This window comes from Mycobacterium sp. UM_Kg1, from assembly GCF_000972925.1.
Taxonomy (GTDB): domain Bacteria; phylum Actinomycetota; class Actinomycetes; order Mycobacteriales; family Mycobacteriaceae; genus Mycobacterium; species Mycobacterium hiberniae.
The window spans coordinates 1-26,728 of the sequence record NZ_JRMK01000053.1 but is presented as its reverse complement, the minus strand read 5'-3'; the positions used below and the strand labels follow the sequence as shown (position 1 = coordinate 26,728).

The window sequence follows — 26,728 nt, the reverse complement described above, 5'->3', positions numbered from 1 at the left end:
TCATGGTCCGCTCGACGTCGTGCCAGCGGTCCAGGGACTCCGCCAGCGGCCGCCGAATGGAACGCCCGGCGTTGTTGACCAGGATGTCCACCCCGCCCAGCCGGTCTTCGACGTCGGCGGCCAGGGCATCGACGGCCGCCATGTCGGACAGGTCGCACGCAATCGCGATGCCCTGGCCGCCGGCGGCGTTGATCCGTGCCACGACCTCATCGAGCAGGTCCTTGCGGCGGGCGACCGCGACCACGGTGGCGCCCTCGGCGGCGAACCGCTCGGCCGCGGCCTCGCCGATACCCGAGGACGCACCGGTGAGCAGCACCCGCTTGCCGCGCAGCTCGATCGGCTTGGCCAGCGGCCGGTATGCCAGCAGTTGCGGTGCGACGGGCGGCCGCATTGCTGTCAGGAAGGCCGCCTCGGTCAGGCGGCGCAGCGGGCTCTTGCTCATGGTTGGCGAGTCTATGCGGGGTTCGCGGCGGGCGATCGCCGCTAGAAGTAGCGGGGGAACCGGCTCCAGTCCGGGTCGCGCTTCTCCAGGAACGAATCGCGGCCCTCGACCGCCTCGTCGGTCATGTAGGCCAGCCGGGTGGCTTCGCCTGCGAACAGTTGCTGGCCCACCAGGCCGTCGTCGAGCAGGTTGAAGGCGAACTTCAGCATGCGTTGCGCCTGAGGCGATTTGCCGTTGATCTCCTTGGCCCACTGCACGCCGGTGGCTTCCAGATCGGCATGGTCGACGACCTCGTTGACCGCGCCCATCTGGTGCATCTGCTCGGCGGTGTAGGTCCGGCCCAGAAAGAAGATCTCGCGGGCGAATTTCTGGCCCACCTGCCGGGCCAGGTAGGCGCTGCCGTACCCGCCGTCGAAGCTGCCGACGTCGGCGTCGGTCTGCTTGAACTTCGCGTGCTCGCGGCTGGCCAGGGTGAGGTCGCACACCACGTGCAAACTGTGCCCGCCGCCGGCAGCCCAGCCGTTGACCAGGCAGATCACCGGTTTGGGCATGAACCGGATCAGCCGCTGCACCTCCAGGATGTGCAGCCTCCCGGCTCGTGCGGCATCGACGGTGTCGGCGGTTTCCCCGGAGGCGTACTGGTAGCCGCTGCGTCCGCGAATGCGCTGATCTCCCCCGGAGCAGAATGCCCAGCCGCCGTCTTTGGGGGAGGGGCCGTTGCCGGTGAGCAGCACCACGCCGATGTCCGGAGACATCCTGGCGTGATCCAGCGCCTGGTACAGCTCGTCGACGGTGTGCGGCCGAAACGCGTTGCGCACCTCGGGACGGTTGAACGCCACCCGAACCGTCGCGTCGGTGACGTGGCGGTGATAGGTGATGTCGGTCAGGTCGGCGAAGCCGTCGACGGTGCGCCAGATGCTCTCGTCAAAGGGGTTGCTGCTCACGTCTGCGACCGTACCGGTGCGGTGGCGTCAGGTTGAGCAACACTGCGGGCGGACGCGCGCAGTCTGACCGCAGGGGCAGCAGCGGCCGACCACGGTGTCTACCGTGGAGACGATGATCAGGCAGGTGTGGACGGCCCGGACGAACTGCGGGCTGCACGGCACGGACCGTGCGCAGGGTTCACGCGTGGCCGCCGAGCGGGCGACGAGCCGCCGCGCGTGAGCGCGAGCCACCGGCCTGACGGGCCGCCGCCGCTGGACGACATCCTCGACCGCCTGCACGTGGTGGCGTTGCCGATGCGCGTCAAGTTTCGCGGCATCACGGTGCGTGAGGTGGCCCTGATCGACGGCCCGGAAGGCTGGGGAGAGTTCGGTGCCTTCGCGGAATACGAACCGCCCGAGGCGGCGCACTGGCTGGCCGCCGCGCTCGAGAGCGCTTATTGCGAACTTCCGCAACCCCGCCGTGACCGCATCCCGATCAACGCGACCGTGCCCGCGGTCGAGCCCGAGCGGGTTCCCGAGGTGCTGGCACGGTTCCCCGGTGCCCGCACCGCCAAAGTCAAAGTCGCCGAACCGGGCCAGACCCTCGCCGACGACGTCGCCCGCGTCGAAGCCGTCCGCGCGCTCATCCCCACCGTGCGGGTCGATGCCAATGGTGGTTGGACGCTCGATCAGGCGGTCGAGGCGGCAAAGGCATTGGGCGCACTGGAATACCTGGAACAACCCTGCGCCACGGTCGCCGAGCTCGCGGAGTTGCGCCGCCGCATCGACACGCCGGTGGCCGCCGACGAGAGCATCCGCAAAGCCACCGACCCGCTGGCTGTCGCGAAAGCTGGTGCCGCCGATATCGCGGTGCTGAAAGTCGCACCGCTGGGCGGCGTTTCGGCGTTGTTGCAGATCGCTGACCAGGTTGGGATCCCGGTGGTGATCTCCAGCGCGATCGACTCGGCGGTCGGTATCGCAGCAGGGCTGCGTGCCGCGGCAGCTCTGCCGGATCTGCAGCACGCGTGTGGGCTGGGTACCGGATCGCTGTTCGTCGAGGACATCGCCGAGACGCCGGCGCCGAGCGACGGCTACCTGCCGGTGCGGCCGGTTGCGCCGGACCCGGCCCGGCTGCAGGCACTGAGCGCGCCGCCGCAACGCCGGCGGTGGTGGATCGAGCGGATCGGCGCCTGCCATCGCCTGTTGCCGCGCTGAGTGCTCACACGCTGGGAAGTCGGGCGTCGATCCCGTTGGCGATCGTCACGGCTTCATCGCTGACGTAGAGCTTGCAGGCCAGTACGTCGATCGCCACGTTGTTGGTCACGCGCAGGGCCCGCTGGCATGACCAACCCGCGCTTCCGTCCTGGTGCTGGGTCATCCACAGCGTCCAGTCGACGTCGGTCACCGCGTCGAATGTCCAGGAGGTGTCGGGGCGGCCGTTTTTGACGGTGCCGAAAGTCCGCTCCCCGCAGGGGGACCATTGCCGGGCGGTCATGTCGAAGAAACCCCGCGCGGCGTCGCGGGTGGTGAATACCGTCACGGCCTGAATCACGAAATGGTCGTGGCTGTACTCGGTAAGGCTTTGGGCCAGCGTCGCCGTCCAGTCCGCGTCGCCGTACACCGTCTTCTCGGCGGGCATCCAGGCCACCAGGCAGCCGTGGTCGGGGAATTGGCGGCCGGAGTCGAACATCCGCGATCGGGAGTCGTCCACCCGCATGCCGCCGCCGGCCCCCATGATGTCGCTGACGGTGGAGGCTTTGAGCAGCAGGTCGGGCAGCATGGCGGCGGTCACCGGCCGGGGACCGTCGAGGTCGGCGGGGATCGCCACTCCACCGGTCACGCGTGCGCAGTCCGTCATCACGGCGCAGGCCAGCATCAGTACCGATACCAACCCGGCGTGCCGTAGCCGCATCACCTTCCCCCGCTGCGCAGTTGCGATTCTCACACCTTAAAGCGCCGAGGCGTCGCGTACCTTCACTCTGGTGACCAACCTCGCCTACGACGACCGCAATCAGGAGGGGGAGCCGGTTCTTTTCATCGCCGGGCGCGGCGGCGCCGGCCGGGGCTGGCACCTGCATCAGGTCCGTGAGTTCCAGCTCGCCCGGTACCGCCCCATCACCTTCGACAACCGAGGCATCGGTGCCACCGAGAACGCTTCCGGGTTCACCACCGAGACGATGGTGGCCGACACCGCCGAACTGATCGAGTCGCTGAACATCGCCCCGGTCCGTATCGTCGCGGTGTCGATGGGCTCGTTCATCGCGCAGGAACTGATGCTGGCACGGCCCGAGTTGGTGAAATCCGCTGTCTTGATGGCAACTCGCGGCCGCCACGACCGCGCCCGCGAGTTCTTCTATTCCGCCGAAGCCAAACTCGCCGAGTCCGGTGCCGAGCTTCCCGCCGAGTATGAGGCCAAAGTGCGTCTGCTGGAGAGTTTTTCGCCTAAAACGCTCAGTGACGACGCGGCCATCAAGGACTGGATCGCGATGTTCACCATGTGGCCGGTCAAAAACACTCCGGGGCTGCGTTGTCAGCTCGACGTGGCGCCGTTGACCAACCGGCTGCCCGCCTACGCCAACATCACCCAGCCGGTGCTGGTGATCGGTTTCGGAGACGACGTCGTCACCCCGGCCCACCTGAGCCGCGAAGTCGCCGACGCGATCCCGGGCGCACGCTACCTGGAGATCCCCGACGCCGGGCACCTCGGCTTCATCGAGAAGCCCGACCAGGTCAACAAGGTGGCCCTGGAGTTCCTGGCCGAGGTCGACGGCAAGCCGTTCCGCTGGGCGGCTGCACCGTCGCCGCACGACTAACCTGATACCAATGACCAACCCCTCGACGGCACAGGCCCGCATCGTCGTCGACGAGCTGATTCGCGGTGGCGTCCGCGACGTGGTGCTGTGTCCGGGATCACGCAACGCACCGCTGGCGTTCGCACTGCACGACGCCGATCGGGCCGGTCGGCTGCGGCTGCACGTGCGCATCGACGAGCGCACCGCCGGATATCTGGCGCTCGGGCTGGCGGTGGGGGCGGGCGCGCCGGTGTGTGTGGCGATGACCTCGGGCACGGCGGTGGCCAACTTGGGACCCGCCGTGGTCGAGGCCAACTACGCCCGGGTCCCGCTGATCGTGCTGAGCGCCAACCGTCCCTATGAGTTGCTGGGCACCGGCGCCAACCAGACCATGGAACAACTCGGCTATTTCGGCACCCAGGTGCGCGCCGCGATCAGCCTGGGGCTGGCCGAGGACGCCCCCGAGCGCATGGCCGCCCTCAATGCCACGTGGCGGTCGGCGGTGTGCCGAGTTTTGGTCGCTGCCACCGGATCTCGGACCGCCAACGCCGGCCCGGTGCAGTTCGACATCCCGCTGCGTGAGCCGCTGGTGCCCGACGCCGACGACACGGGATCGCTGCCGCCGGGCCGACCGCACGGGCGTCCGTGGACCTTCACCCCGCCGGTCGCCTTCGACCAGCCCCTGGACATCGACCTGACCCCGGACACCGTGGTGATCGCCGGGCACGGTGCGGGGCGGCACCCCAACCTGGCGGCCCTGCCCACCGTCGCCGAACCCACCGCTCCGGCGCCGGAGAATCCGCTGCACCCGCTGGCGCTGCCCCTGCTGCGCCCGCAGCAGGTCATCATGGCCGGCCGGCCCACGCTGCACCGCCCGGTGTCGAGCCTGCTGGCCGACCCCACGGTGCCGGTGTACGCCCTGACCACCGGTCCGCGCTGGCCGGACGTCTCGGGGAACTCGCAGGCCACCGGTACCCGGGCCGTCACCCACGGGGAACCGGACCCGGCCTGGCTGCGCCGCTGCGCGGAGCTGAACCGGCATGCCGACGCCGCGGTGCGCGAGCAGTTGGCGGCCCACCCGCTGACCACCGGCCTGCACGTGGCCGCTGCCGTGGCCGCTGCCCTGCGCCCCGGTGACCAGGTGGTGCTCGGCGCTTCCAACCCGGTGCGCGACGCCGCGCTGGTCGGGTTGGCCAACACCGTGGACCGCGGCGGTATCGCCGTGCGATCCAACCGCGGGGTGGCCGGCATCGACGGCACGGTGTCCACCGCGATCGGCGCCGCCCTGGCGCACGAGCGGGGCAATCCCGACGCGCGCACCCTCGCGCTGATCGGGGACCTGACATTCGTCCACGACAGCTCCGGGTTGCTGATCGGGCCCACCGAGCCCAGACCGCAGCAGCTGACGATCGTGGTCTCCAACGACAACGGCGGCGGCATCTTCGAGCTGCTCGAGCAGGGCGACCCGCGGTTCGCCGACGTCTCGTCGCGGATCTTCGGCACCCCGCACGATGTCGACGTCGCCGCGCTGTGCCGCGCCTATCACGTCGAGTTCTCCCAGGTCGAGGCCGCAGCCCTGCCCGCCGCACTGGCCGAACCCGCCGGCGGTGTGCGGGTGCTGGAGGTCAAAGCGGACCGGTCGTCGCTGCGGTCATTGCACGCCGCGATCAAGGCGGCGCTGTGAGACTGCCCGATTACCGGTCCACCCGGGCCTACCGCACCCTCAAACCGCTGGTGCACGGCCTGGTCTGGGGGGACGGCGCCCTGCCCCGCGATGCGCCGGCGGGCCGGGCGCTGCGCTGGGCGCGCATCGGCGTGCTGATCATGGTGACGCTGGTGACGTTGCAGTCGGTGCTGCTGGTGGCCGGCGCATGGCGCAACGACATCACCATCGAACGGGACATGGGTGTGGCCGAGGCCGAAGTGCTCAACGCGGGGTTTCGCCGTTCCACCATCGAGTTCGTGACGCCGGAGCGGATCACCTACCGCCCGGAGCTCGGTGTGCTCTACCCCTCGGAGTTGGCGACCGGGATGAGGATCTACGTCGAATACAGCAAGGCCGACCCGGATCTGGTGCGGGTCCAGCACCGCACCGCGGTGTTGGCCGTCATCCCGGCCGGATCGGTCGCGGTGATCGCGTGGCTGGTCGGGATCGCGGCGCTGGCGGGGTGCAATCTGGCCGAACGACGGTACGCCAAGACGCTCGCTCGGTGATGCGGCGCTCGGGCGGCCGTCGAACGCCCGGCGGCTAGTGTTCGTGCACCAGCTGGTCGAGCCAGCCGGTGTCGTCGGTGTCCACCACGGTCCTGGTGGTCAGGTCATACACCGTCGGGGTGCCGGGGCTGGCCGGGTTTGCCGCCAGCAGCTGCACGCGGTTGAAGGCGTTCATCGACGTGGCGTCCACCGCGGGCTGCGCGGCGGCGATGCGCTGCACCACATGCTCGGGCAGGCCGCTCTCGCCGGCGGTGGCGGCGATCTCCTCCACCGAGGGCGTACCGCCCTTGCGGTACAGAGCCATCACGAACGTCTGGTAGGCATCGGCCGGCGTGGCCGGGTCGGCCGCTGCCATCAGGGCGTTGCCGACTCGCGCGGAGGTGTCGTTGTGGCGGCGGGCGTCCAGGAACGTCATCCACCGGTAGGTCACGGCCACCGCGCCGTCGGCCAGGTGCCGGCCGAGAGCGTCGCCGAAGGCCGCTTCGAACTTGGCGCACTCCGAGCACTGCGGGTCGCAGTAGATCTCCAGCTGCACCGGGGCGGTGGGTGCGCCGGCCAGCACACCGAAGTGATCGGCGCTGCGCGCCGTTGCGGGCCGGTCCGGGTCGGCTGCCGCCGGACCCGACAGGGTCGCGCCCAGGACCGCCAGCGCTGCGAATGTGCCTAGCAAAGACCGCATTCCAGGAACCCTAGCGGAGGCGGGTACCGTCGGTCGGGTGAGCCGCGCGAGCCTGGACAAAGATCCGCACGCCGTAGCGTCGATGTTCGACGGCGTCGCCCGGCGTTACGACCTGACCAATACCGTGCTGTCGCTGGGCCGAGACCGCTCCTGGCGGCGGGCCACCCGGCTGGCCCTGGAGCTGCGGCCCGGTCAGCGGGTGCTCGACCTGGCCGCCGGCACCGCGGTGTCGACGGTGGAGTTGGCCCGCTCCGGCGCCTGGTGTGTGGCGGCAGACTTCTCGGTCGGGATGCTGGCCGCCGGGGCCCGTCGCGCGGTGCCCAAGGTGGCCGGGGACGCCACCCGGCTGCCCTTCGCCGACGCGGTGTTCGACGCGGTCACCATCAGCTTCGGGCTGCGCAACGTGGTCGATCACACCGCGGGACTGCGGGAGATGGCCCGGGTGACCCGGCCGGGGGGACGGCTGGTGGTCTGCGAGTTCTCCACCCCGACTGTGCCGGTGTTCGCCACGGCCTACAAGGAGTACCTGATGCGGGCGCTGCCGGCGGTGGCGCGCGCCGTGTCCTCGAACCCGGAGGCCTACGTCTATCTGGCCGAATCGATCCGCGCCTGGCCGGATCAGGCCGCGCTGGCCGAGCAGATTCGCGCCTCGGGCTGGTCGGAGGTGAGCTGGCGCAACCTCACCGGCGGTATCGTCGCGCTGCATTCGGCCCGCAAACCGCGGGACTGATGCGCCCGAGCCGGGGCGCGGTGTTCAGCCCAGGTGCGCCGAGAGCAGCCACCCGGCAGCGGATTTGCGCCCGCCCGGCTCGTCGCGCAGCGGAACGCCGCCGAAGCCGGGGAAGTCGTCGGGGAACACCGCGTGCAGGCGGGCCGGCTTGATCTCATCGACGACCCAGTACTTGGACACCACGTCGCGCAACTCGTCGGAGGTCACCGCGAACGGGGGGCCTTCGGGAATGGCGGCTTTGTCGAAGACCAGCACGAAGTAGGACGCCCCGGGCGCGGCCGCCCGGGCGATGCAGCGCTGGTAGCCCTCGCGGGCCTCCACCGGGATCGAGTGGAACAGCGTGCTGTCGACGATGGTGCCGAACCGGCCGTCATAGCCGGAGAACGCGCTGATGTCGGCGACTTCGAAGGTGGCGTTGGTCAGTCCGCGCCGGGCGGCCTCGCGCCGGGCCAGTTCGATGGCGGTGGGGGAGCTGTCCAGGCCCACGGTGGTGTGTCCCCGTTCGGCCAGGTACAGCGAGATGGCGGCCTCGCCGCATCCGACGTCGAGGACATCGCCGTGGAACTTGCCCTCGGCGATCAGCCGGGCCAACTCGGGCTGGGGCTCCCCGATGCTCCACGGGGGTTTGGCGCCCAGCCCCAACTCCTCGGATTCCCCCCGGTAGACGGCGTCGAACTGGAATTCCATGGAATCGCCGGAATCGCTCATCACCCCGGTATAGCAACGCCGTTCGTATACGTCAACGATGTTGATATGGCGCTGGAGAGGGCCGGTCGCTAGGAGAACGGGCGGCGGCGGTCGACCAACCGGGACAGCCGCCCTCCGCCGCGCCAGGCCCGCGCCACCAGATCCGCGTCGTCGTCGGTGACCAGGTTGGCCATCACCCGAACCGCCACCCGCATCAGCGCCGTCGAGCGCATCGCCACCGGGCCGGTCGCGGGCAGGAACCGGGGAAAGGTCAGCAGCAGCGCCAGCCGCCGCGCCACCGAGAACCCGCGGGCATAGTGGGCGGTCAACAGTGCCGGCCACGCCTGCGAGAGATCACCCGCACCGGCATCGCCCAGCAATTCGACGGCCAACCGCCCGGTCTCCAAGCCGTAGTCGATGCCCTCGCCGTTGAGCGGGTTCACACACGCCGCGGCGTCACCGATCAGCATCCAGTTGGGTCCGGCGACGCCGGAGACCGCACCGCCCATGGGCAGCAGCGCACTGGCCGGAGCACGCACCGGGCCCTTGAAACCCCACTCCTCGCGGCGCAGGTCGGCGTAGTAGGACATCAGCGGTCGCAGCGCCACATCGGCCGGCCGTTTGACGGTGGCCAGCGCGCCGACGCCGATGTTGACCTCGCCGTTGCCCAGCGGAAAGATCCAGCCGTAGCCCGGCAGCACCGCGCCTTCCGGGGAGCGCAGCTCCAGATGCGAAGTCAGCCACGGCTCGTCACTGCGCGGCGAGGCCAGATAGCCGCGGGCCGCCACCCCGTAGACCGTCTCCTGGTGCCATTGGCGGCCCAGCACCCGGCCCAACGTCGAGCGCGCCCCGTCGGCGACGATCAACGTCCGGCAGGCCACCTCGGCGCCGTCGGCCAACACCACCGCGCGCACCCGCCCCGACGCATCATGTTGGACGCCGACGGCCTTGACGCCCAGCAGCATTCGGGCGCCGGACTCCTCGGCAACCTTGCGGATGCGCTCGTCGAGTTCGGTGCGTGGCGCCGCGCTGCTGCTCGACGGGAAGCTTCGACCGGGCCAGGGCACCTCGACATGGCCGCCGAAGCCCGTCAACCGCAGGCCCCGGTGCCGGATGTGGCTGTCCAGCCACTCGCCGAGGCCGAGCAACTCCAGTTGCTCGACTGCACGCGGAGTCAGGCCGTCCCCGCAGGGCTTGTCCCGGGGGAAGCCGGCCGAATCGACCACCAGCACGTCGTGGCCGGCCCGCGCTGCCCAGGCGGCTGCCGCCGACCCGGCCGGTCCGGCGCCCACCACCACCACATCCGCCTGCGAATTCACAGTGACCAGTATGTTGGACCCGTGAGGACACCGGCGAGCGTGGTGGCGGGGCTGGATTTCGGCGGCTTGGGGGACCCGGGTTTTGCGGGCCGAGTCCGGGACGGCGTCGCCCGCATCGAAGACCTGATGGACACCGAGCTGCGCGGGGGAGACGGCCTGATGACCGAGGCCGTGACCCACCTGTTCGATGCCGGCGGAAAGCGCTTCCGCCCCCTGTTCACGGTGCTGTCAGCCCAGCTGGGACCGGAGCCGGACGCCTGGCAGGTGACGGTGGCCGGTGCGGTGATCGAGCTGGTGCACCTGGCGACGCTCTACCACGACGACGTGATGGACGAGGCGCAGATCCGTCGCGGGGCGCCGAGCGCCAACGCGCGATGGGGAAACAACATCGCGATCCTGGCCGGTGACTACCTGTTCGCGACGGCCTCACGGCTGGTCTCGCGGCTGGGCCCGGATGCGGTGCGCATCATCGCCGAGACCTTCGCGCAACTGGTGACCGGACAGATGCGCGAGACCCGCGGGGCCGCCGAGGGCGTGGACGCCGTAGAGCACTACCTGAAGGTGGTCTACGAGAAGACGGCCTGTCTGATCTCGGCGTCGGGTCGTTTCGGCGCGACGTTCTCCGGTGCCGACGACCACCAGATCGAGCGACTGGCCCGGCTGGGCGGGATCGTGGGCACCGCGTTCCAGATCTCCGACGACATCATCGACATCGACTCCGACCCCGACGAGTCCGGCAAGCTGCCCGGCACCGATCTCCGTGAGGGGGTCCACACGTTGCCGGTGCTCTTCGCGTTGCAGCAGAACGGGGCAGACGCCGACCGGCTGCGCGAGCTGCTGGTCGGTCCGGTCACCGACGACGCGGCCGTGCAGGAGGCGCTGGGACTGCTGAGGGCGTCGGCCGGCATGGTCAAGGCCAAGGAGACGGTGGCCGACTACGCGGCGCAGGCGCGTGTGGAGCTGGACGCGCTACCCGACTGTGTCGGGCGAGCGGCGATGGCCGCTCTGGTCGACTACACCGTGAACCGGCACGGCTGACCACAATTGCGGAACTCCTGGGAGGTCAGCGGCGTTTAATGAGCACGACCGAGGTTCTCCAAGGAGGAAGTCGATGACCTGGCACCCGCACCACAACACGGCGAAGACGTTCTTTCTGCTGTTCGTGATGTCGGCGTTGATCGTTCTGGTGGGCAGGGCGTTCGGGCCCCAGATGATGTGGGTGGCGGTGTTGTTCGCCGTGGCGATGAACGCCTACACCTACTTCAACAGCGACAAGCTGGCGCTGCGGGCGATGCGGGCCCAACCGGTCACGGAGGTCCAGGCGCCGGAGATCTATCGGATCGTGCGCGAGTTGGCCACCACGGCGCCCCAGCCGATGCCCCGGTTGTACGTCAGCGACACCAACGCCCCCAACGCCTTCGCCACCGGCCGCAACCCGCGGCACGCCGCGGTGTGTTGTACCAGCGGGATTCTGCGACTCCTCAACGAACGTGAGCTGCGTGCGGTGCTGGCCCACGAGCTGTCGCACGTCTACAACCGCGACATCCTGATCTCGTGTGTGGCCGGGGCGCTGGCCTCGGTGATCACCGGTTTGGCCAATATGGCGATGTTCATGGGCAACCGCCGCGACGGCAATCCGTTGGCGATGCTGCTGGTGGCGCTGGTCGGTCCGCTGGCCGCCTCGGTGGTGCGGATGGCCGTGTCGCGGTCGCGGGAGTACCAGGCTGATCAATCCGGCGCCGTGCTCTCCGGCGACCCGCTGGCGCTGGCGTCGGCGTTGCGCAAGATCTCCGACGGTGTGCAGTCCGCGCCGCTGCCGCCCGAGCCCGAGCTGGCCAGCCAGTCGCACCTGATGATCGCCAACCCCTTCCGGGCGGGCGAGAAGGTCGGTCAGCTGTTTGCCACCCACCCGCCGATGGCCGACCGGATTCGCCGGCTGGAGGCCATGGCCCGAGGTTAGGGGTACCGACCGCCGCGGTGGCCGGTCCGGTTTAGTTCCGGCTCACGGGCGCATCGTTGAGGTGCAATTCCGCGTGCCCGGCCGTTGCCGCGTCGTCGCCTCGCGACGGTGTGCAGGTGCTGCACGCGGCGGCCAGGATCGGCGGGGCCTCGTCGAAGGCGTAGACCATGCCGCCCGTCGCGCGATGCTGGTCCTGCCAGTCCGCCAGGGCCTGCTCAGCCGCATGGTCGAGGTAGGTGGTCGAGACATCCAGGCGAACCCGCGCCCCGACCGGGATCCGCGCCAGCACGCCGGTCAGCTTCGGCAACGCCAGGAAGGTGCAGGCGCCCCCCACGCTCACCTGCCATTCGTCACCCACCTGCTCGGCGGTGACCTTGACCCGCAGCACCCGCCAGCCGGTCAGTGCCAGCGCCAGGACCAGGCCGATCAGCACGCCTTCGAGCAGGTTGAGGAAGACCACGCCGAGGATGGTCACCAGATACACCGCGATGTCACCGGAGTGCCAAGCGGTTTCGACGTGCACCAGTTTGATCAGCTGAATACCGATGGTGATCAGCAGACCGGCCAGCGCCGCGCTGGGGATCTTGTCCACGATTCCCGCGAACGGCAGGGCGAACAGCAGGATCCAGACGCCGTGCAGGAAGGCCGAAGCCCGCGACTTCGCGCCGGCGGTCACGTTGGTGGCACTGCGCACGATCACCCCGGTGATCGGCAGGCCACCCAACATTCCCGAGGTGACGTTGGCGGTGCCCTGTCCGATCAGTTCGCGGTTGAAATCGGTCCGCGGACCGGTGTGCATGCGGTCCACCGACACTGCCGAGAGCAGGCTCTCCACGCTGGCGATCAACGCCACGGTCACCACACCGATGACGGCCGCGGTCCAGTTGCCGTGCGGCAACTCCGGCAGTTGGATCGCGTCCAGCAACGACCCGTCGAGGGTGATGCGCTGCACGTCCAGGGAGAAGATCAGAGACAGCAGCGTCGCCCCGGTGATGGCGACCAGCGGGCCCGGAATGCGGCCCAGCGGCCCGCGCACCGATCGCCAGGCGAGCATGGTGACGATCACCAGGATTCCCAGGATCGGCTCGGGCCCCTGGGCGTCCATCACCCCCTGGGGCAGACCGATCACGTTGTCCCAGGCCGAGCTGGCGGACTGCCCGCCGAGCATCACGTGCAGCTGCTGCAGGGCGATGGTCACACCGATTCCGGCCAGCATGGCGTGCACCACCACCGGCGAGATCGCCAGTGCGGCCCGCGCGACCCGGCTCAGCCCCAGCAGCACCTGCAGGATGCCCGCGCCGACGGTGATCGCGCAGGTCACCTTCCAGCCGAAGCGGGCCACCAAGTCGGCCACCACGACGGTCAATCCGGCCGCCGGCCCGCTGACCTGCAGCGGCGATCCGCCCAGCACGCCGACGACCAGGCCGCCCACGATGGCCGCGATGAGCCCGGCCAGCACGGGCGCGCCCGAAGCGATGGCGATGCCCAGCGACAGCGGCAGCGCCACCAGGAACACCACCAGCGATGCCGGCAAGTCATCGCGCAGAACTGACCGTGACCAGGCCTTTCTTCGGTCGGCGGCGTGGTCGGCGCGGCGAGCGGTGAGCATGTGGGTGAACCTCTGCCCTTCGTAGGGTTTTGCTGAGACCCCGTGAAGCTATTCCATGCGCATTACCTGTGATCGAATACGACATGTCCATTAAGTAAACAAAGGTTACCGCGTCGGCATCAGATGTACAGGGTTCACACAGCCATAATCCGGCTTACTCAGTCAGAATCCGGTGCCCTCCACCTCGTGGCCAGGCGTTTCGGCGATCAGCCCGCGGTAGGCCTGCTCCACCGTCGAGCCGTGGTTGATCACGCCGTCGACCTCGCGGGCGATCGGCATACTCAGCCCGTACTGCGCGGCGAACTTCATGATCACGCTGGCCGCGCGGACCCCTTCGGCCACCTGATTCATCGACGCGATGATCTCGTCGATCGTCTTACCGGCGCCCAGCTGCTCGCCGACATAGCGGTTACGGCTGCGCTGGCTGGTGCAGGTGACGATCAGGTCGCCCATGCCGGCCAGGCCGGCGAAAGTGTCGCGGGCCCCGCCCATCGCCTCGCCGAGCTTAGACATCTCCCGCACCGATCGCGACATCACCATCGCCCGGGTGTTCTCCCCGATCCCCAGCGAATAGCCCATGCCCACCGCGATCGCGTACACGTTCTTCAACGCGCCGGCCATCTCGACCCCGACCACGTCGTCGCTGGTGTAGACCCGGAATCGTCTGGTGCGGAACAGTGATGCCAGTACGCAGGCCAGGTTCGGGTCGGGCATGGCCAGCACCGCGGCCGCGGCGTAGCCCTCGGCGACCTCGCGGGCGATGTTCGGGCCGGCCAGGATGCCGGCGGGATGCCCGGGCAGCACCTCGTCGACGATCTGCGACATTCGCATATTGGTGCCCTGCTCAAGGCCTTTGACCAGGGACACCACCGGCACCCAGGGGCGCAGCTCCGGGGCCAGCTCTTCTAACACGCTGCGGAAGCCGTGCGAGGGCACCGCCATCACCACGACGTCGGCGCAGTGCGCGGCTTCGGCGAAGTCGGTGGTGGCCCGCAGTGTGTTGCTGAGCTCCACTTCGGTGCCCAGGTAGCGGCTGTTGCGGTGGTTGTCGTTGATGTCGGCGGCCGTCGATTCCGATCGGACCCACTGCAGCGTGGGCGCGCGGCGCGAGCAGATGGAGGCCACGGTGGTGCCGAAAGATCCGCCTCCGAGCACAACGACATTGGGGGTACGAATAGCAGGCATGAGCGACAGCGTATTGCCGTCGCCACGGCCACACCTGCCGTTTGGGGCAGCGGTGTCGGCGCGCCCGCACCATCCGGTGGCGCCGCCGGCGATGGCGGGCTATCCAGCCAGCGGAATCGGTTCGCCGGGCCGCCCGAACACCATCGACTCGCCGATCCTGTCGAAGCGGAAGTCCAGGGCGTCGGCGAAGTAGTTCTGCCGCACGTTCCAGGGCCGCTTGGTGCCCGAGCGCGGCAGGGCACGCGGTGCGCGCAGCACATAACCGGCTTGGATGTCCCACGCCGGCTTCTCGCCCATCGGCGTGTCGCCCAGGTGGGGGTAGGCGTGCGTGAAGCCGCGAGACGCCATGTAGGAGATCAGCTTGGCGGTCGCGCGGGCGGTGATGTCGGCGCGCAGCGTCCACGACGCGTTGGTGTAGCCGACGCACCAGAACAGGTTCGGTACGTCTTCGAGCATGTGCGCCTTGTAGACGAAGCGATCGGTGGCTTTGATCTCCGTGCCGTCCAGGCTGATCCGCACGCCGCCGAGCGCCTGCAACTGCAGGCCGGTGGCGGTGATGATGATGTCGGCGTCCAGATGCGTCCCGGACTGCAAGACGATGCCGGTGGCGTCGAAGCGGTCGATCCGGTCGGTCACCATCTCGACCCGCCCAGCGCTGATCTCGGTGTAGAGATCGGCATCGGGAATCAGGCACAAACGCTGGTCCCACGGTTGATAGGGCGGCTTGAAGTGGGTGTCGATGTCGTAATCGGCCGGCAGGTTCTGCACCGCCGTACGGCGCAGGATCCATTTGAGAATCGGCGGTGTCTTGCGGGCCAGGACCCAGACGTAGCCCTCGGACAGCGCCATGATGAACCGCAGGATCGCATGTGCCCAGCTGCGGGGAAACAGTTTGGTGACCACGTCGACGAAACGACTGCCGCGGGTCGCCGAGATCAGATAGGTGGGCGTGCGCTGCAGCAGGGTCAGGTGCCCGGCGCGTTCGGCCAACGCCGGTACCAGCGACATCGCGGTGGCGCCGCTGCCGATCACCACCACCTTCTTGCCGGTGCAGTCGAGGTCTTCGGGCCAGTGCTGCGGATGGACCACCGTTCCGGTGAACGACTCCGAGCCCGGGAAGTCCGGCGTGTAACCGCTGTCGTAGTTGTAGTAGCCCGAGCCGAAGAACACGAACCTGCTGCGGTAGGTCCGTTGGGTCCCGGCTTCATCGGCGGTGATCGTCCAGGTGTCGGTCGCCGAATCCCAGTCGGCCGCCAGCACGTGGTTGTTGAACCGGATGTGGCGGTCGATGCCGTACTTGTGCGCGGTATCGGTCAGGTAGTCGCGGATCTCGTCGCCGTCGGCGACGCGTTCGCGCCCGCGCCACGGTTCGTAGGGCAGGCTCAGCGTGAAAATGCTGCTGTCGGAGCGCACACCGGGGTAGCGGAACAGGTCCCAGGTCCCGCCGATGCGCTCCCGTCGTTCCAGGATCACGTAGTTCACGCCGGGGTTGCGCTCGGCGATGCGGTAGGCCGCGCCGATCCCCGAGATGCCCGCTCCGATGATGACGACGTCCGCGACCTCTTCGGTAGTCACGGTCCCCAGCCTAGGCACCGGGCGGGCCGATGGGTCGAGATTGCGTTACCGGTAGTTCACGAACTGCAGGGCGACATCCAGGTCGGCTCCCTTGAGCAGCGCGATGACGGCCTGCAGGTCGTCGCGCTTCTTCGACGACACCCGGATTTCGTCGCCCTGCACCTGGGACTTGACGCCCTTGGGGCCCTCGTCGCGGATCAGCTTGTTGATCTTCTTGGCGTGCTCGGCGTCGATGCCCTGCTTGAGGCTGCCGCTGACTTTGTAGGTCTTGCCCGACGGCTGGGGCTCCCCGGCGTCGAACGCCTTCATCGAGATGTCGCGGCGGATCAGTTTCTCCTTGAAGACCTCGACCGCGGCCTTGACCCGCTCCTCGGTGGAGCTGACCAGCTCGATGGTCTCCTCACCCTTCCACGAGATGGTGGTGTCGGTGCCGCGGAAGTCGAACCGGGTGGCCAGTTCCTTGGCGGCCTGGTTCAAGGCGTTGTCGACCTCCTGCCGGTCGACCTTGCTGACGATGTCGAACGATGAATCCGCCACGAGACCTTGTCCTCTCCTCGAGTTGTGCGGGCCGTTTGTGTTGTGGGTACATCCTCGTTGTAGTCTGCTAGGCGCGATGAGGCAGGTTGCCCGAGCGGCCAATGGGAGCGGACTGTAAATCCGTCGGCGCAAGCCTACGCAGGTTCGAATCCTGCACCTGCCACGCACGTCAGGCCCCCTTTTCAGGGGGCCTGACTTGGTTGTATGGCGGCGTGTAGTCCTCAGGGCGCCCGCGGTAGCTCTCGTGGCCCTAAGGTGCGCGGCGGCTGAAGTTCGAGTAGTGACCTTGCCTAGGTTGAACTTACAGGTATGTAGTTCAACTAGATCGATCCATACGTTGAACGTGTGCCATGGTGCGCAACTTAGGTTTAGTCTGCGCGTCAACATTCAACCTAACCCACGGTAAAGTTGAACCATGGATATCGAGGCGGTGCGGGGGTCGGCGATCGGCGAGCTGGTGCCTATCAGCGGGATCGACCCGCGGACGATGGAAGAGTGGCACTACTGGGCGTACCTGCCAGATCCTCTGCCCGTCGCCCCAGCGCTGTCTCCGTGTGCGACTGCGTGTGCATCGAAAGCGGCCATGGCCATCGCGCGCCTTGACGAGGCCGTTGCCCAACTCCCTAGACCTGAGATTCTCGTCCGGCCGATTATTCGACGTGAGGCCGCGAGCACCTCTGCGCTCGAGGGTACGTACGCCAGTTTCCAAGACGTGCTGGAAGCAGACTTCCTACGCGAAAACCAGATGTCCTTCGAGCAACGCGAGATCCGCAACTATGTAGAGGCCTCGGAGTTTGCCGTCCAAAACATCACAGAACGGCGAATCTCGCGGGCCTTTATTGGCGAGTTGCAACGGATCATTGTGCGCGGCACCCGCGCAGACACTGCTGATGCCGGTGATCTTCGTCCACATGAAGTGGCAATCGGCGCAGAGGGTAAACCGATTCAAGAAGCTCGATTCGTTCCATGCCCAGCGGGCAGTCGCCTCGAAACCGGCGTAGCCGCTTGGGAGGACTGGGTTAACGATAAGTCCGACCTGCTGATTGTCGCGAAAATGGCGATCGCGCACTATCAGTTCGAGACCTTGCACCCGTTCGGTGACGGCAATGGCCGGCTGGGGCGGCTCATAGCACTCCTGCAAGTCATGCAGGCCGGCGAACTTCGTTGGCCTGTGCTGAATATTGCTCCATGGTTTGAGGCGCGCAGACAGGAGTATCAAGATGGTCTACTCGCGGTCACTATAAGTGGGGACTTTAGTCCGTGGGTCGAGCTTTTCGCTCGCGCCGTGGAGGTGCAGGCCCGGGAAGGCCTGGCGAAGATTCAGTGTCTATTAGCAATCAGGGATCGAATGGTTGCCGATCTTCGTGCCAAGGGCATGCGCGGCTCGCCTGTCGAAATCGCTGAGGTGCTTATCGGCTACCCAGTAATCGATGTTCCGACCGCCCGAGACTTGGTGGGTCGAACTTTCCAAGCCGCCAACCAGGCGGTGGGAAAGCTCATCGATCAGGGAATTCTCTTGGAGATCACTGGGCGACGTCAAGATCGGCTCTTTGTTGCCCCCGAAATCCTCAACGCGATCAACCGGGAGGAGCGCGTGCAGGTCTAAAAGCCTACGCAGGTTCGAATCCTGCACCTGCCACGCACGTCAGGCCCCCTTTTTCCGGGGGCCTGATTTGGTTGTGCGGGGTCTCGGCGCAGCCCGCGGCGAGTAGCGTGGCCGTCAAGGGAAGCTCGGGGCGGAAGCGGGGCGGCGATGCGCACCATCGCGTTGGAAGAACACTTTCTCACCGCCGACCTCGCCCATTACAGCGATGCCACCCGCGAACTGGCCCAGCCCCGGATCTGGCGGGAGGCCGCCACCCGGCTGACCGATCTGGCCGAACAGCGCCTGGCGGACATGGACCGCGCCGGGGTGGACATCGCGGTCCTGTCCTTGACCGCGCCCGGCATTCAGGCCGAACCCGATCCGCAACGGGCGGTGGCCCGGGCCACTGAGGTCAACGACTTCCTGGCGGGACTGGTGGCCGCCAACCCGGCCCGGTTCCGGGGCTTCGCCGCACTGCCGTTGCAGGACCCGAAGGCCGCGGCGAGGGAGTTGCAGCGCGCGGTCGAGCAGCTCGGGCTGTGCGGCGCCCTGGTCAACGCGCACACCGGCGGGGTGTACCTGGACGCGCCGCCGCTGCGGGTGGTGTGGGAGCGCGCCGAAGCGCTGGACGTCCCGCTGTACCTGCATCCGGCGAATGGTTTCGACACCCCGCACGTCATCGCCGGGCACCCGGAGCTGATCGGGCCGATGTGGAGTTGGGGCACCGACACCGCCACTCACGCGCTGCGGATCGTCTTCGGTGGGGTGTTCGACGAGTGCCCCGGCGCCAAACTGCTGCTCGGGCACATGGGCGAGAGCCTGCCCTACTCGCTGTGGCGGCTGGACTCACGGTGGGACTGGCACCGGCACCACGGTGTCGAACTGGCACTCGGGCATCCCTCGCACTACCTGCGCCGCAACCTCTACGTCACCACCAGTGGGGTGTGCGACATTCCGCCGCTGCTGTGTGCGCTCGGGGCGCTGGGACCCGAGCATGTCCTCTTCGCGACCGACTACCCGTACGAGGACATCGATGTCGCCACCGCTTTCCTGGCCGGTGCGCCGATCTCGCCGGCCGACCGCGCCCTGATCAGTCACCGCAACGCTGAGCGCCTGCTGCGCATCGGTTGACGTCGCGGCGGCCGGTCTCGATCGACTGGCACAGCAGTTCCCGGTGGTGCGCGGCATCGCCGGAGAGCATGGCATCGACCCGGGCCCGGCGCAGGTACAGGTGCAGGTCGTGTTCCCAGGTGAACCCGATACCGCCGTGCAACTGCAGCGCCTCACCGGCGATCCGGTTCACCGCGTCGGAGACATAGGCCTTGGCGATGCTGACCGCACGGTCGGCCTGCGGATGCGCGGCGTCGAGGGCCATCGCCGCGTAGTAGGTCGCGGCGGTGCTCGCCTGGGACCAGATCCGCATATTGGCGCATTTGTGCTTGACGGCCTGGAAGCTGCCGACGGGGCGACCGAACTGGACGCGGTCCTTGACGTATTCGGTGGTCATGGCGAGCAGCCGCTCGCCGATCCCGACCATCTCGGCGCAGGTCAGGACCGTGTTTAAGAGCAGCGACCGGGCGATCGCGTCGCGGGCGCCATCGCCGTCGGAGATCAGCGCCGACGCGTCCAGCCGCACCTGGTCAAAGCTCACGTCGCAGTAGCTGCGCGTGACGTCGAGAGTTTTCTGCCGCTCGATCCGGATGCCGGGGGCGTCGGCGGGGACCACGAACCGGGCCGGCCCGGTGTCTGCGACCGCGTCGACGATCAGCACCTGCGCGCTGTCCGCATCCTGGACGCTGACCTTCGACCCGGTGAGGGTGAAGCCGTCGGGGCCGCGTTGCGCGCGCGCCGCGATGCCGTCCGCCGACCAGGGCCGGCCGAACTCAGCGAAGGCCCAGGTGGCGATCGCGGTTCCCTCGCAGATCGCCGGTAACAGCGCCGAGCGGTGCGCATGGTCGGACTGGCCCAGCGCGTCGGCCGCCACCACCACCGGCAGGAACGGGACACAGCCGAGACCCCGGCCGAGTTCTGCGGCGACGAGCGTCAACTCGACGGTCTGCAGGCCGAGCCCGCCGTCGTCTTCGGCCACGCCCAGGGCGGGCCAGCCGAGTTCGGTTCCGCGCCGCCACAATTCGGGATCGAAACCGTGCGCGGTGTCGATGAGGTTGCGGGCCGTCTCGACCGGGAACTTGGTCGCCAGCAGGGAGCGAGTCGAGTCGACGATGCCGCGCTGCTCGTCGGTGAGCTCGAAGTCCACGGGCCGCTCCTTAACGCGAGATGCGCAAACAGGTTGGGGATTGAAAATCTGTTACCGAAGATACAGGATACTGATTAAGCTCAATGCTGGCGCGACGAACCGGAGGCAACGTTGCATCTCGGGCAAGACACCGAACTGGACGCGTTGCGAGCGCGGGTACGCGAACTTGCGGCCCGGTACGCGCCACCGCGCAACAAGCACACCGGTGTGCGCGCGCCGGAGGCCCACGAGATACCGGCGCTGCGCACCTGGACCGGACTGCTGTTCGAAGAACAGCTGCTCGGGGTGCACTGGCCCGTCCAATACGGCGGGCTGCCGGATGCGCATCCGCTGCACGAGTCGGTGGTCACCGACGAGCTGATCAGGGTCGGCGCGGCCGGCCCGGTCGGCGGCGGCCTGCTTGCCGCGGCGGCGATCATCGCGTCGGGAACCGACGAGCAGAAGGACTACTTCCTCCCGCGCATCCGTACCGGGGAACACATTTGGTGCCAGTTGTTCAGCGAACCCGACGCCGGCAGCGACCTGGCAGGACTGCGGACACGGGCCACCCGCGACGGGGACGACTTCGTCGTCGACGGCCAGAAGGTGTGGACCACCAACGGGCAGCACGCCGACTTCGGCTACCTGTTGGCCCGAACCGACCCGGACGCCCCCAAGCACGCCGGTATCACCGCGTTCGCCCTCGCCATGGACACGCCCGGCGTCTCGGTGCGCCCGCTGCGCGAGATCACCGGCACCGCCGACTTCAACGAGGTGTTCCTCGACGCGGTGCGCATCCCCGCCGGGCAGGTCATCGGTGCGGTCAACGCGGGCTGGGCGGTCACCACGACCAGCCTGGCGCACGAGCGCTCCAGCGCCGGCACCGGAGCATCGCTGTTCGGCGCGCTGGACCGGCTGGCGACGCTGGCCGGCGCGGTACCCCGGGGCGGACGGCGCGCCATCGATCACGACGACGTCCGGCAGGCGCTCGGCGGCTTCGTGGCCGACGTGCATGTCAACGCGCTGGTTTCAGCGCTGGGCGACAGCCGATCACTGCACGGCACCGGCGACGCCGCTGACGCCCCGATCTCGAAGATCCTGTTCAGCGAGATCAACCTCGCGCTGCACGAATACGGCATGCAGTTGCAGGGCCACGACGGCGTGCGGATCGAAGGCGATGCCCAGGTCTACGACGACGGCTGGTGGCAGGACGCCTTCATGTACGGCCGTGCCTTCACGATTGCCGGCGGCACCAACGAGGTGCTGCGCAATCTGATCGCCGAGCGAGCGCTCGGCCTGCCCCGCTGACCGATCGAGTCAAAGGAGACACCATGCCGTTGCAGGACTGGATGAAAGTCATCTCGGTCGACGACCACGTCATCGAACACCCCTTGGTGTGGCAGGACCGGCTCTCGGAATCCGAACGTGCGCAGGGTCCGCAGATCATCGAGACCGCCGAGGGCCATCATGTGTGGCGCTACGAGGGACAGTTGTATCCGCAGATCGGCCTCAACGCCGTGGCCGGAAAGCCGCCCGCGGAGTACGGCATGGAGCCGGTGCGCTACGACCAGATGATTCCCGGCTGCTACGACCCGGCCGAGCGCCTCAAGGACATGGACATCGACGGTATCCACGGGGCGCTGTGCTTCCCGTCGTTCCCGGGTTTCGGCGGGGGAGTGTTCCAGCGCGCCAAGGACAAGGACTTGGCGCTGTCGTGTGTCCGGGCCTGGAACGACTTCCAGGTCGAGGAGTGGTGCGCTTCGGCGCCGGGCCGGCTGATCCCGTTGGGGATCCTGCCCACCTGGGACCCGCACTTGGCCGCCGCTGAGGTGGAACGGCTGGCGCAGATCGGTACCCGGGCGGTGTCCTTCCCGGACAGCCCGGTGCCGCTGGACCTGCCGTCCTTCCACCACCCCACCCACTGGGAGCCGCTCTGGGACGCGCTGGAAGCCGCCGATCTGCCGGTCTGCCTGCACTTCGGCTCCGGCGGTTACGTGCCGGGATTCCCCGCCCGCAATCCTTCGCCGCAGGACACGGCACCGTTCGCGGTGGCGATCGCCACCTTCTCGACCAATCTCATGTGGAGCACCGCCGATCTCGTCTTCTCCGGAATGTTGCAGCGGCACCCGAATCTGAAGTTCATGTTGTCCGAGGGCGGAATCGGCTGGATCCCTTACCTTTTGGAGCGCATGGACTACACCTGGGAGCGGCACCGGTGGTATCAGAAGATCAGCCGCACAGACCGTCCGTCGGATCTGTTCCGCCGGCACTTCTGGGGTTGCTTCATCGATGACGAACACGGGGTGGCGTCCCGCGATGCGATCGGGATCGAGAACATTCTCATCGAGGTGGACTATCCGCACTCGGACTCCAACTGGCCCAACAGCCGCAAGAGAATCGCCGAGACGCTGCGCGAGGTGAGCGACAGCGACGTACACCGGATCGTGGAACTCAACGCCCGAGAGCTGTTGCACCTCGGTGACCGGTGATGGACGCCAGCGGGGGGCGTCCGGACACCGATGACTATGACCTGCTGACCTTCGGTGAGGTCGCGGCGCGGCTGTCCGAGGTGCTGGCCGCCGAGGCCGCAGAGCTGGAAAGACTGCGCCGCCAGCCGAATCCTGATCACGCCGCGATCCGGGGAATCGAACAACGCATCGAGCACCTGAAAGCCGGCGCCCAGCGCTACAGCCAGGAACAGCGAACCAACAGCGCGTTCCTGCGCCGATACGGCGCACTGAGCTCCTCGTCAGACGATCGTCCGCCATGGCGTTGACCGATCGGGGAAAGCACGGCAGGGAAACGCCGGTGACAGCGCAGCTCCCCTCCCCGCTCGGGGAGGTCCGGGAGTGGACGCACGGCTACGTCGAGCGCCATCCCGTGGCATCGCTGAAAACCGTGGGCAGCCAGGCCGCGCTGGGCGTGCGAGCCATGCAGTACCTGTTCATCGACATCATCGAGCGCCGGTTCGCCTTCCGCGAGTTCGTCGAACAGGCCACGTTCATGGCCTCCACCGCGATGCTGCCCACCATGTGCGTGGCCATCCCCATCGGCGTGACGCTGCAGATCCAGTTCGCGCTGCTGGCCGGCCAGGTCGGGGCGACGTCACTGGCCGGCGCGGCCAGCGGGCTGGCGGTCATCCGGCAGGGCGCCCCGCTGGTCGCTGCGCTGCTGATGGCGTCGGCGGTCGGCTCGGCCATCTGCGCCGACCTGGGATCGCGCACCATTCGCGAAGAGGTCGACGCGCTGGAAGTGCTGGGTATCTCGGCGATCCGGCGCCTCGTCGTGCCGCGCCTGGCCGCGGCGATCACCGTCGGCCTGGCATTGACCGGGCTGGTGAGCTTCATCGGGTTTCTGGCCGGCTACCTGTTCAACACCTTCGCCCAGGGCGGCGCCCCCGGAAGCTTCGTGTCCACGTTCGCATCCTTTGCGACCGTCGGGGACCTCGTCGTGACCCTGATCAAGTCGGTGGTCTTCGGTGCCATCGTCGCCATCGTCGCCTGTGACAAGGGTTTGACCACCAAGGGCGGTCCCGCCGGGGTGGCCAATTCGGTCAACGCCACCGTGGTGGCCTCGATTCTGCTGCTGATGGTCACCAATGTGCTGTTCACCCAGATGTACGTCCTGATGTTCCCCAAGGCGGCCCTGTGATGGCCGCCCCCTATCTGCCTCCCGGGGTTCGGCCACTGCTCGGCGCCACGACCGCGGTGGCGAACACCGTCATGCGGCTCGGCCACATGCTGACCTTCTTCGCGCACGCCGTCGCGGGAGTGCCGGTGATGCTGGCGCGCTACCGCAAGGCCTTCCTGATCATCCTGTCCGACGTCAGCTGGGGCAACGGCTCGATTGTCGTGGGCGGCGGCACCGCGGGAGTGATCATCGTGCTGGGGGCCACCGCGGGCGCCATCGTCGGCATCGAGGGGTACCAGGCCCTGCACCTGCTCGGGATGGAACCCGCGGCGGGCCTGTTGTCCTCCACGGTGTCGACCCGTGAGCTGGCGCCGATCATGGCCGCCCTGGCCTTCGCGGCGCAGGCCGGGTGCCGCTTCACCGCCCAACTCGGCTCGATGCGGATCTCCGAAGAGATCGACGCGATGGAATCACTGGCCATCCGACCGATCCCGTACCTGGTGACCACCCGGCTGGTGGCCTCCACGCTGGCGATCATCCCGCTGTACATCTTGTGTCTGGTGGTCAACTACGCGACCGTGAAAACCATCGTCACGTTCGCGGGGGGCCTGTCCGGCGGCTCCTTCGAGCATTACTTCGGCTTGGTGCTGACCGGTACCGACGTCGTGTACTCGGTGATCAAAGCCGTGGTCTTCGTCCTCATCACCACGACCATCCAGTGCTATTACGGCTACTTCGCCGCCGGCGGTCCGCAAGGAGTCGGGGTGGCGGCCGGCCGGGCGATGCGTGCCAGCATCTCGGTGATGATCATCGCAAACCTTCTTCTCACCGTCGGTCTTTGGGGGATCGGATCGGGAGCAAGGCTGGGGGGATAGGCATGCAGCAGATCGAATCGGCGCATCGGCAGCTGGCCGGCTGGCGCCTGTTGCTCCGGGGGCTGGCCGTGCTGACCGGGGTGCTGCTGCTCGCCGGAGTCGCGATCGCCAAGTCGCAGGGCGCCTTCTCCGAACACGTCGCCGTCACCGCCCTGCTCACCGACGTCGGCGACGGCCTGCCGAAAGGCTCCGACGTCAAGTTCCGCGGCGCCCTGGTGGGCTCGGTCGCGAAGGTGACACCGGCGCTGGGCGGGCGACCCAATGCCGCGGAACTGATCATCGACCCGCACTTCGCGCCGGGGATTCCGGCGACGGTGACCGCGCGCGTGGTACCCAGCAACGTGTTCGCGGTCTCCTCGATCCAGTTGGTGGACAACGGACCGGCCACCGGGCTGCGCAGCGGCGCCCGGATCGTCCAGGATCAGAGCCTGGCCACCATTCAATTCCAGACCGTGCTGACCAAGCTGCGCGAAATCCTCGGCGCCGTCGGCCGGCCCGATTCCGGCGACTCGATCGGCGTGCTGCAGGCCGTCGCGGAAGCCACCGGCGGCCGCGGCGACACCCTCACCGCCGCCGGTGGCGGCGCAAAACGGATCGTCCGGCAGCTCAACGAGGTGATGCAGACCCAGGGATCGGCGTCCACCGTCGGCCAGCTCACCGACGCGTTGACGGGCTTGCAGGCAGCTGCGCCGGAGCTGCTGGAGACGGTGCACCAGATGGTGGTGCCCATGCGGACCCTGGCCGAAAAACGCCAGGCCCTCACCGACTTTCTGGCAGCCGGTAACACCACCACGGGATCGATGGCCGAAGCCTTCGTCAACAACACCGATCGGATGATCGTCATCACCACCCAACTCTCGCCGGTGCTCGGTGTGTTGTCCGACGCCGGGGGACAGTTCGCCCCGATGGTCACCCGGATGAACAACGTGGTGAACAGGTTCCTCGACCACGTCTGGCGTGCGGATCGCAACACGGCGGTCGGCAAATTCATGTTGGTCATCACCCCCAACCGGATGTACACCCGCGGGGACTGCCCGCGCTACGGCAGCCTCGAGGGCCCCAGTTGTCAGACCGCGCCGCTGTCCGCTGACCCTCCACTGCTTCCGCAGGCCATCGATCCCCGCAACTACCCGATCGCGCCGGAGCTGACCGGCGGCGGTCAGGGTCTGGTGGGCGGTCCCGAGGAACGCGCCAAACTCACCGAGATCCTCGGCCCGGACACCAACCCGGCCTCAGAGCTGCTCTTAGGTCCGGTGGTGCGCGGAACGACCGTGCAGATGATCCCCGAACCGGCAGCGCCCCCCGGCCTGCCCCCTCCGGCCGAGACCGCGCCGGCGGGCACCACCCAAGCAGGTGGATCATGAGTGGCCACCGCCGCCGACTGCTGGGGCTGTGCACATTTCTGGCCATCTGCTTCGCGCTCACCTGGACCGTTTTCGTCACGCTGCAACGCCAGGTCGCCGGCCCGACGACGCCGTACGCCGCACTGTTCACCGATGTCTCCGGCCTGAAAGTCGGCGATGACGTCCGCATGGCCGGAGTCCGGGTCGGCCGGGTCGAGGGCGTGGCCCTGCAGGGGGAACTGGCCCGCGTCGACTTCCGAATCGAGAAGGCGCAGCCGCTCTTCGGTAACACCAAAGCCTCGATCGACTACCAGAACCTGGTCGGTCAGCGCTACGTGGGCCTGTCGCTGGGCGCATTCGACAATCCCGGCATGCTGCCGCCGGGCGCGGTGATCCCGGTCGAGCGC

At 68.2% G+C, this 26,728-nt stretch carries 27 protein-coding genes and 1 tRNA gene; 17 read left to right on the top strand and 11 right to left on the bottom strand.

Features of this window, described 5'->3' with window-relative positions; genetic code table 11:
- On the bottom strand, nucleotides 1-442 hold a 442-nt coding region (locus LI92_RS10435), incomplete at its 3' end, for an SDR family NAD(P)-dependent oxidoreductase (protein ID WP_046318600.1).
- A 41-nt stretch (nucleotides 443-483) separates the two neighbouring features.
- On the bottom strand, nucleotides 484-1,386 hold the full coding sequence (locus tag LI92_RS10430; protein WP_046318599.1) for a 1,4-dihydroxy-2-naphthoyl-CoA synthase: 903 nt from the start codon (nucleotides 1,384-1,386) through the stop codon (nucleotides 484-486).
- Between the two features lie 216 nt (nucleotides 1,387-1,602).
- On the opposite strand from LI92_RS10430, the gene LI92_RS10425 reads away from it, so the two are divergent.
- A complete protein-coding gene (locus LI92_RS10425; protein ID WP_082109660.1) occupies nucleotides 1,603-2,580 on the top strand; it encodes an o-succinylbenzoate synthase in 978 nt (325 codons plus the stop codon).
- Between the two features lie 4 nt (nucleotides 2,581-2,584).
- Here LI92_RS10425 and LI92_RS10420 read toward each other — a convergent pair whose 3' ends face one another.
- Nucleotides 2,585-3,277 carry a sensor domain-containing protein gene (locus tag LI92_RS10420; protein ID WP_286135006.1) on the bottom strand — a complete coding sequence of 231 codons (693 nt, stop codon included), beginning with the start codon at nucleotides 3,275-3,277 and terminating at the stop codon, nucleotides 2,585-2,587.
- Between the two features lie 70 nt (nucleotides 3,278-3,347).
- Between LI92_RS10420 and LI92_RS10415 the strand changes: the two genes are divergently transcribed.
- The 3 genes from LI92_RS10415 to LI92_RS10405 are packed head-to-tail and all read left to right on the top strand — an operon-like array spanning nucleotide 3,348 to nucleotide 6,371.
- Nucleotides 3,348-4,178 carry an alpha/beta fold hydrolase gene (locus LI92_RS10415; protein WP_046318594.1) on the top strand — a complete coding sequence of 277 codons (831 nt, stop codon included), beginning with the start codon at nucleotides 3,348-3,350 and terminating at the stop codon, nucleotides 4,176-4,178.
- A gap of 10 nt (nucleotides 4,179-4,188) precedes the next feature.
- A complete protein-coding gene (gene menD, locus LI92_RS10410) occupies nucleotides 4,189-5,841 on the top strand; it encodes a 2-succinyl-5-enolpyruvyl-6-hydroxy-3-cyclohexene-1-carboxylic-acid synthase (RefSeq protein ID WP_046318592.1) in 1,653 nt (550 codons plus the stop codon).
- On the top strand, nucleotides 5,838-6,371 hold the full coding sequence (locus LI92_RS10405; RefSeq protein ID WP_502691431.1) for a DUF3592 domain-containing protein: 534 nt from the start codon (nucleotides 5,838-5,840) through the stop codon (nucleotides 6,369-6,371). The genes menD and LI92_RS10405 overlap by 4 nt, the downstream gene beginning before the upstream one ends.
- Before the next feature lie 34 nt (nucleotides 6,372-6,405).
- Here the strand turns inward: LI92_RS10405 and LI92_RS10400 are convergent, their stop codons facing one another.
- Complete coding sequence (locus tag LI92_RS10400) at nucleotides 6,406-7,050, bottom strand: DsbA family protein (RefSeq protein WP_046318590.1); 645 nt, start codon at nucleotides 7,048-7,050, stop codon at nucleotides 6,406-6,408.
- Between the two features lie 37 nt (nucleotides 7,051-7,087).
- Between LI92_RS10400 and LI92_RS10395 the strand changes: the two genes are divergently transcribed.
- On the top strand, nucleotides 7,088-7,780 hold the full coding sequence (locus tag LI92_RS10395; RefSeq protein WP_046318588.1) for a demethylmenaquinone methyltransferase: 693 nt from the start codon (nucleotides 7,088-7,090) through the stop codon (nucleotides 7,778-7,780).
- A 24-nt stretch (nucleotides 7,781-7,804) separates the two neighbouring features.
- Here LI92_RS10395 and LI92_RS10390 read toward each other — a convergent pair whose 3' ends face one another.
- Together LI92_RS10390 and menJ are read right to left on the bottom strand one after the other, a co-directional pair.
- Nucleotides 7,805-8,488, bottom strand: coding sequence for a class I SAM-dependent methyltransferase (locus LI92_RS10390; protein ID WP_046318587.1), 684 nt, complete (start codon nucleotides 8,486-8,488; stop codon nucleotides 7,805-7,807).
- Between the two features lie 68 nt (nucleotides 8,489-8,556).
- Complete coding sequence (gene menJ / locus LI92_RS10385) at nucleotides 8,557-9,786, bottom strand: menaquinone reductase MenJ (protein ID WP_046318585.1); 1,230 nt, start codon at nucleotides 9,784-9,786, stop codon at nucleotides 8,557-8,559.
- Nucleotides 9,787-9,807: 21 nt separating this feature from the next.
- Here menJ and grcC1 point away from each other — a divergent pair, with 21 nt between their 5' ends.
- Nucleotides 9,808-10,824 (top strand): nonaprenyl/(2E,6E)-farnesyl/geranylgeranyl diphosphat synthase, encoded by a 1,017-nt coding sequence (gene grcC1, locus LI92_RS10380; RefSeq protein ID WP_192830024.1) that lies wholly within the window; start codon nucleotides 9,808-9,810, stop codon nucleotides 10,822-10,824.
- A gap of 73 nt (nucleotides 10,825-10,897) precedes the next feature.
- Nucleotides 10,898-11,746 (top strand): zinc metalloprotease HtpX, encoded by an 849-nt coding sequence (htpX, locus tag LI92_RS10375; protein WP_046318584.1) that lies wholly within the window; start codon nucleotides 10,898-10,900, stop codon nucleotides 11,744-11,746.
- Nucleotides 11,747-11,777: 31 nt separating this feature from the next.
- Here the strand turns inward: htpX and LI92_RS10370 are convergent, their stop codons facing one another.
- From LI92_RS10370 to LI92_RS10350, 4 genes are all read right to left on the bottom strand, one after another.
- Nucleotides 11,778-13,355 carry a SulP family inorganic anion transporter gene (locus LI92_RS10370; protein WP_082109659.1) on the bottom strand — a complete coding sequence of 526 codons (1,578 nt, stop codon included), beginning with the start codon at nucleotides 13,353-13,355 and terminating at the stop codon, nucleotides 11,778-11,780.
- A 162-nt stretch (nucleotides 13,356-13,517) separates the two neighbouring features.
- A complete protein-coding gene (locus tag LI92_RS10365) occupies nucleotides 13,518-14,540 on the bottom strand; it encodes an NAD(P)H-dependent glycerol-3-phosphate dehydrogenase (RefSeq protein ID WP_046318583.1) in 1,023 nt (340 codons plus the stop codon).
- A gap of 99 nt (nucleotides 14,541-14,639) precedes the next feature.
- A complete protein-coding gene (locus LI92_RS10355; protein WP_082109661.1) occupies nucleotides 14,640-16,124 on the bottom strand; it encodes a flavin-containing monooxygenase in 1,485 nt (494 codons plus the stop codon).
- A 36-nt stretch (nucleotides 16,125-16,160) separates the two neighbouring features.
- Entirely contained in the window at nucleotides 16,161-16,652 is a 492-nt protein-coding gene (locus LI92_RS10350) for a YajQ family cyclic di-GMP-binding protein (RefSeq protein WP_046318578.1), read from the bottom strand.
- Between the two features lie 80 nt (nucleotides 16,653-16,732).
- On the opposite strand from LI92_RS10350, the gene LI92_RS10345 reads away from it, so the two are divergent.
- The 3 genes from LI92_RS10345 to LI92_RS10335 all read left to right on the top strand — a co-directional run bounded on the left by LI92_RS10345 (nucleotide 16,733) and on the right by LI92_RS10335 (nucleotide 19,368).
- Nucleotides 16,733-16,815: transfer RNA gene (locus LI92_RS10345), tRNA-Tyr, on the top strand.
- A gap of 252 nt (nucleotides 16,816-17,067) precedes the next feature.
- On the top strand, nucleotides 17,068-18,258 hold the full coding sequence (locus tag LI92_RS10340; protein ID WP_046318577.1) for a Fic family protein: 1,191 nt from the start codon (nucleotides 17,068-17,070) through the stop codon (nucleotides 18,256-18,258).
- A gap of 147 nt (nucleotides 18,259-18,405) precedes the next feature.
- Complete coding sequence (locus LI92_RS10335; protein WP_046318575.1) at nucleotides 18,406-19,368, top strand: amidohydrolase family protein; 963 nt, start codon at nucleotides 18,406-18,408, stop codon at nucleotides 19,366-19,368.
- On the opposite strand, the gene LI92_RS10330 is transcribed toward LI92_RS10335, so the two are convergent.
- Complete coding sequence (locus tag LI92_RS10330) at nucleotides 19,328-20,494, bottom strand: acyl-CoA dehydrogenase family protein (RefSeq protein WP_046318574.1); 1,167 nt, start codon at nucleotides 20,492-20,494, stop codon at nucleotides 19,328-19,330. The genes LI92_RS10335 and LI92_RS10330 overlap by 41 nt on opposite strands.
- Before the next feature lie 111 nt (nucleotides 20,495-20,605).
- On the opposite strand from LI92_RS10330, the gene LI92_RS10325 reads away from it, so the two are divergent.
- The 7 genes from LI92_RS10325 to LI92_RS10295 all read left to right on the top strand — a co-directional run.
- Nucleotides 20,606-21,781 carry an acyl-CoA dehydrogenase family protein gene (locus LI92_RS10325; protein WP_046318573.1) on the top strand — a complete coding sequence of 392 codons (1,176 nt, stop codon included), beginning with the start codon at nucleotides 20,606-20,608 and terminating at the stop codon, nucleotides 21,779-21,781.
- A 23-nt stretch (nucleotides 21,782-21,804) separates the two neighbouring features.
- Nucleotides 21,805-22,962, top strand: coding sequence for an amidohydrolase family protein (locus tag LI92_RS10320; RefSeq protein WP_046318572.1), 1,158 nt, complete (start codon nucleotides 21,805-21,807; stop codon nucleotides 22,960-22,962).
- Nucleotides 22,962-23,249: a hypothetical protein gene (locus tag LI92_RS10315; protein WP_046318570.1), complete on the top strand. Its 288-nt coding sequence runs from the start codon at nucleotides 22,962-22,964 to the stop codon at nucleotides 23,247-23,249. Before LI92_RS10320 ends, LI92_RS10315 begins: the two co-directional genes overlap by 1 nt.
- Nucleotides 23,240-24,124 (top strand): ABC transporter permease, encoded by an 885-nt coding sequence (locus LI92_RS10310; RefSeq protein WP_046318569.1) that lies wholly within the window; start codon nucleotides 23,240-23,242, stop codon nucleotides 24,122-24,124. The genes LI92_RS10315 and LI92_RS10310 overlap by 10 nt, the downstream gene beginning before the upstream one ends.
- On the top strand, nucleotides 24,124-24,978 hold the full coding sequence (locus LI92_RS10305) for an ABC transporter permease (RefSeq protein ID WP_046318568.1): 855 nt from the start codon (nucleotides 24,124-24,126) through the stop codon (nucleotides 24,976-24,978). Before LI92_RS10310 ends, LI92_RS10305 begins: the two co-directional genes overlap by 1 nt.
- Nucleotides 24,979-24,980: 2 nt before the next feature.
- A complete protein-coding gene (locus tag LI92_RS10300; protein ID WP_046318567.1) occupies nucleotides 24,981-26,342 on the top strand; it encodes an MlaD family protein in 1,362 nt (453 codons plus the stop codon).
- Nucleotides 26,339-26,728, top strand: a 390-nt coding sequence (locus LI92_RS10295) for an MlaD family protein (RefSeq protein ID WP_046318565.1), incomplete at its 3' end; no start/stop codon positions are given. The genes LI92_RS10300 and LI92_RS10295, both read left to right, overlap by 4 nt.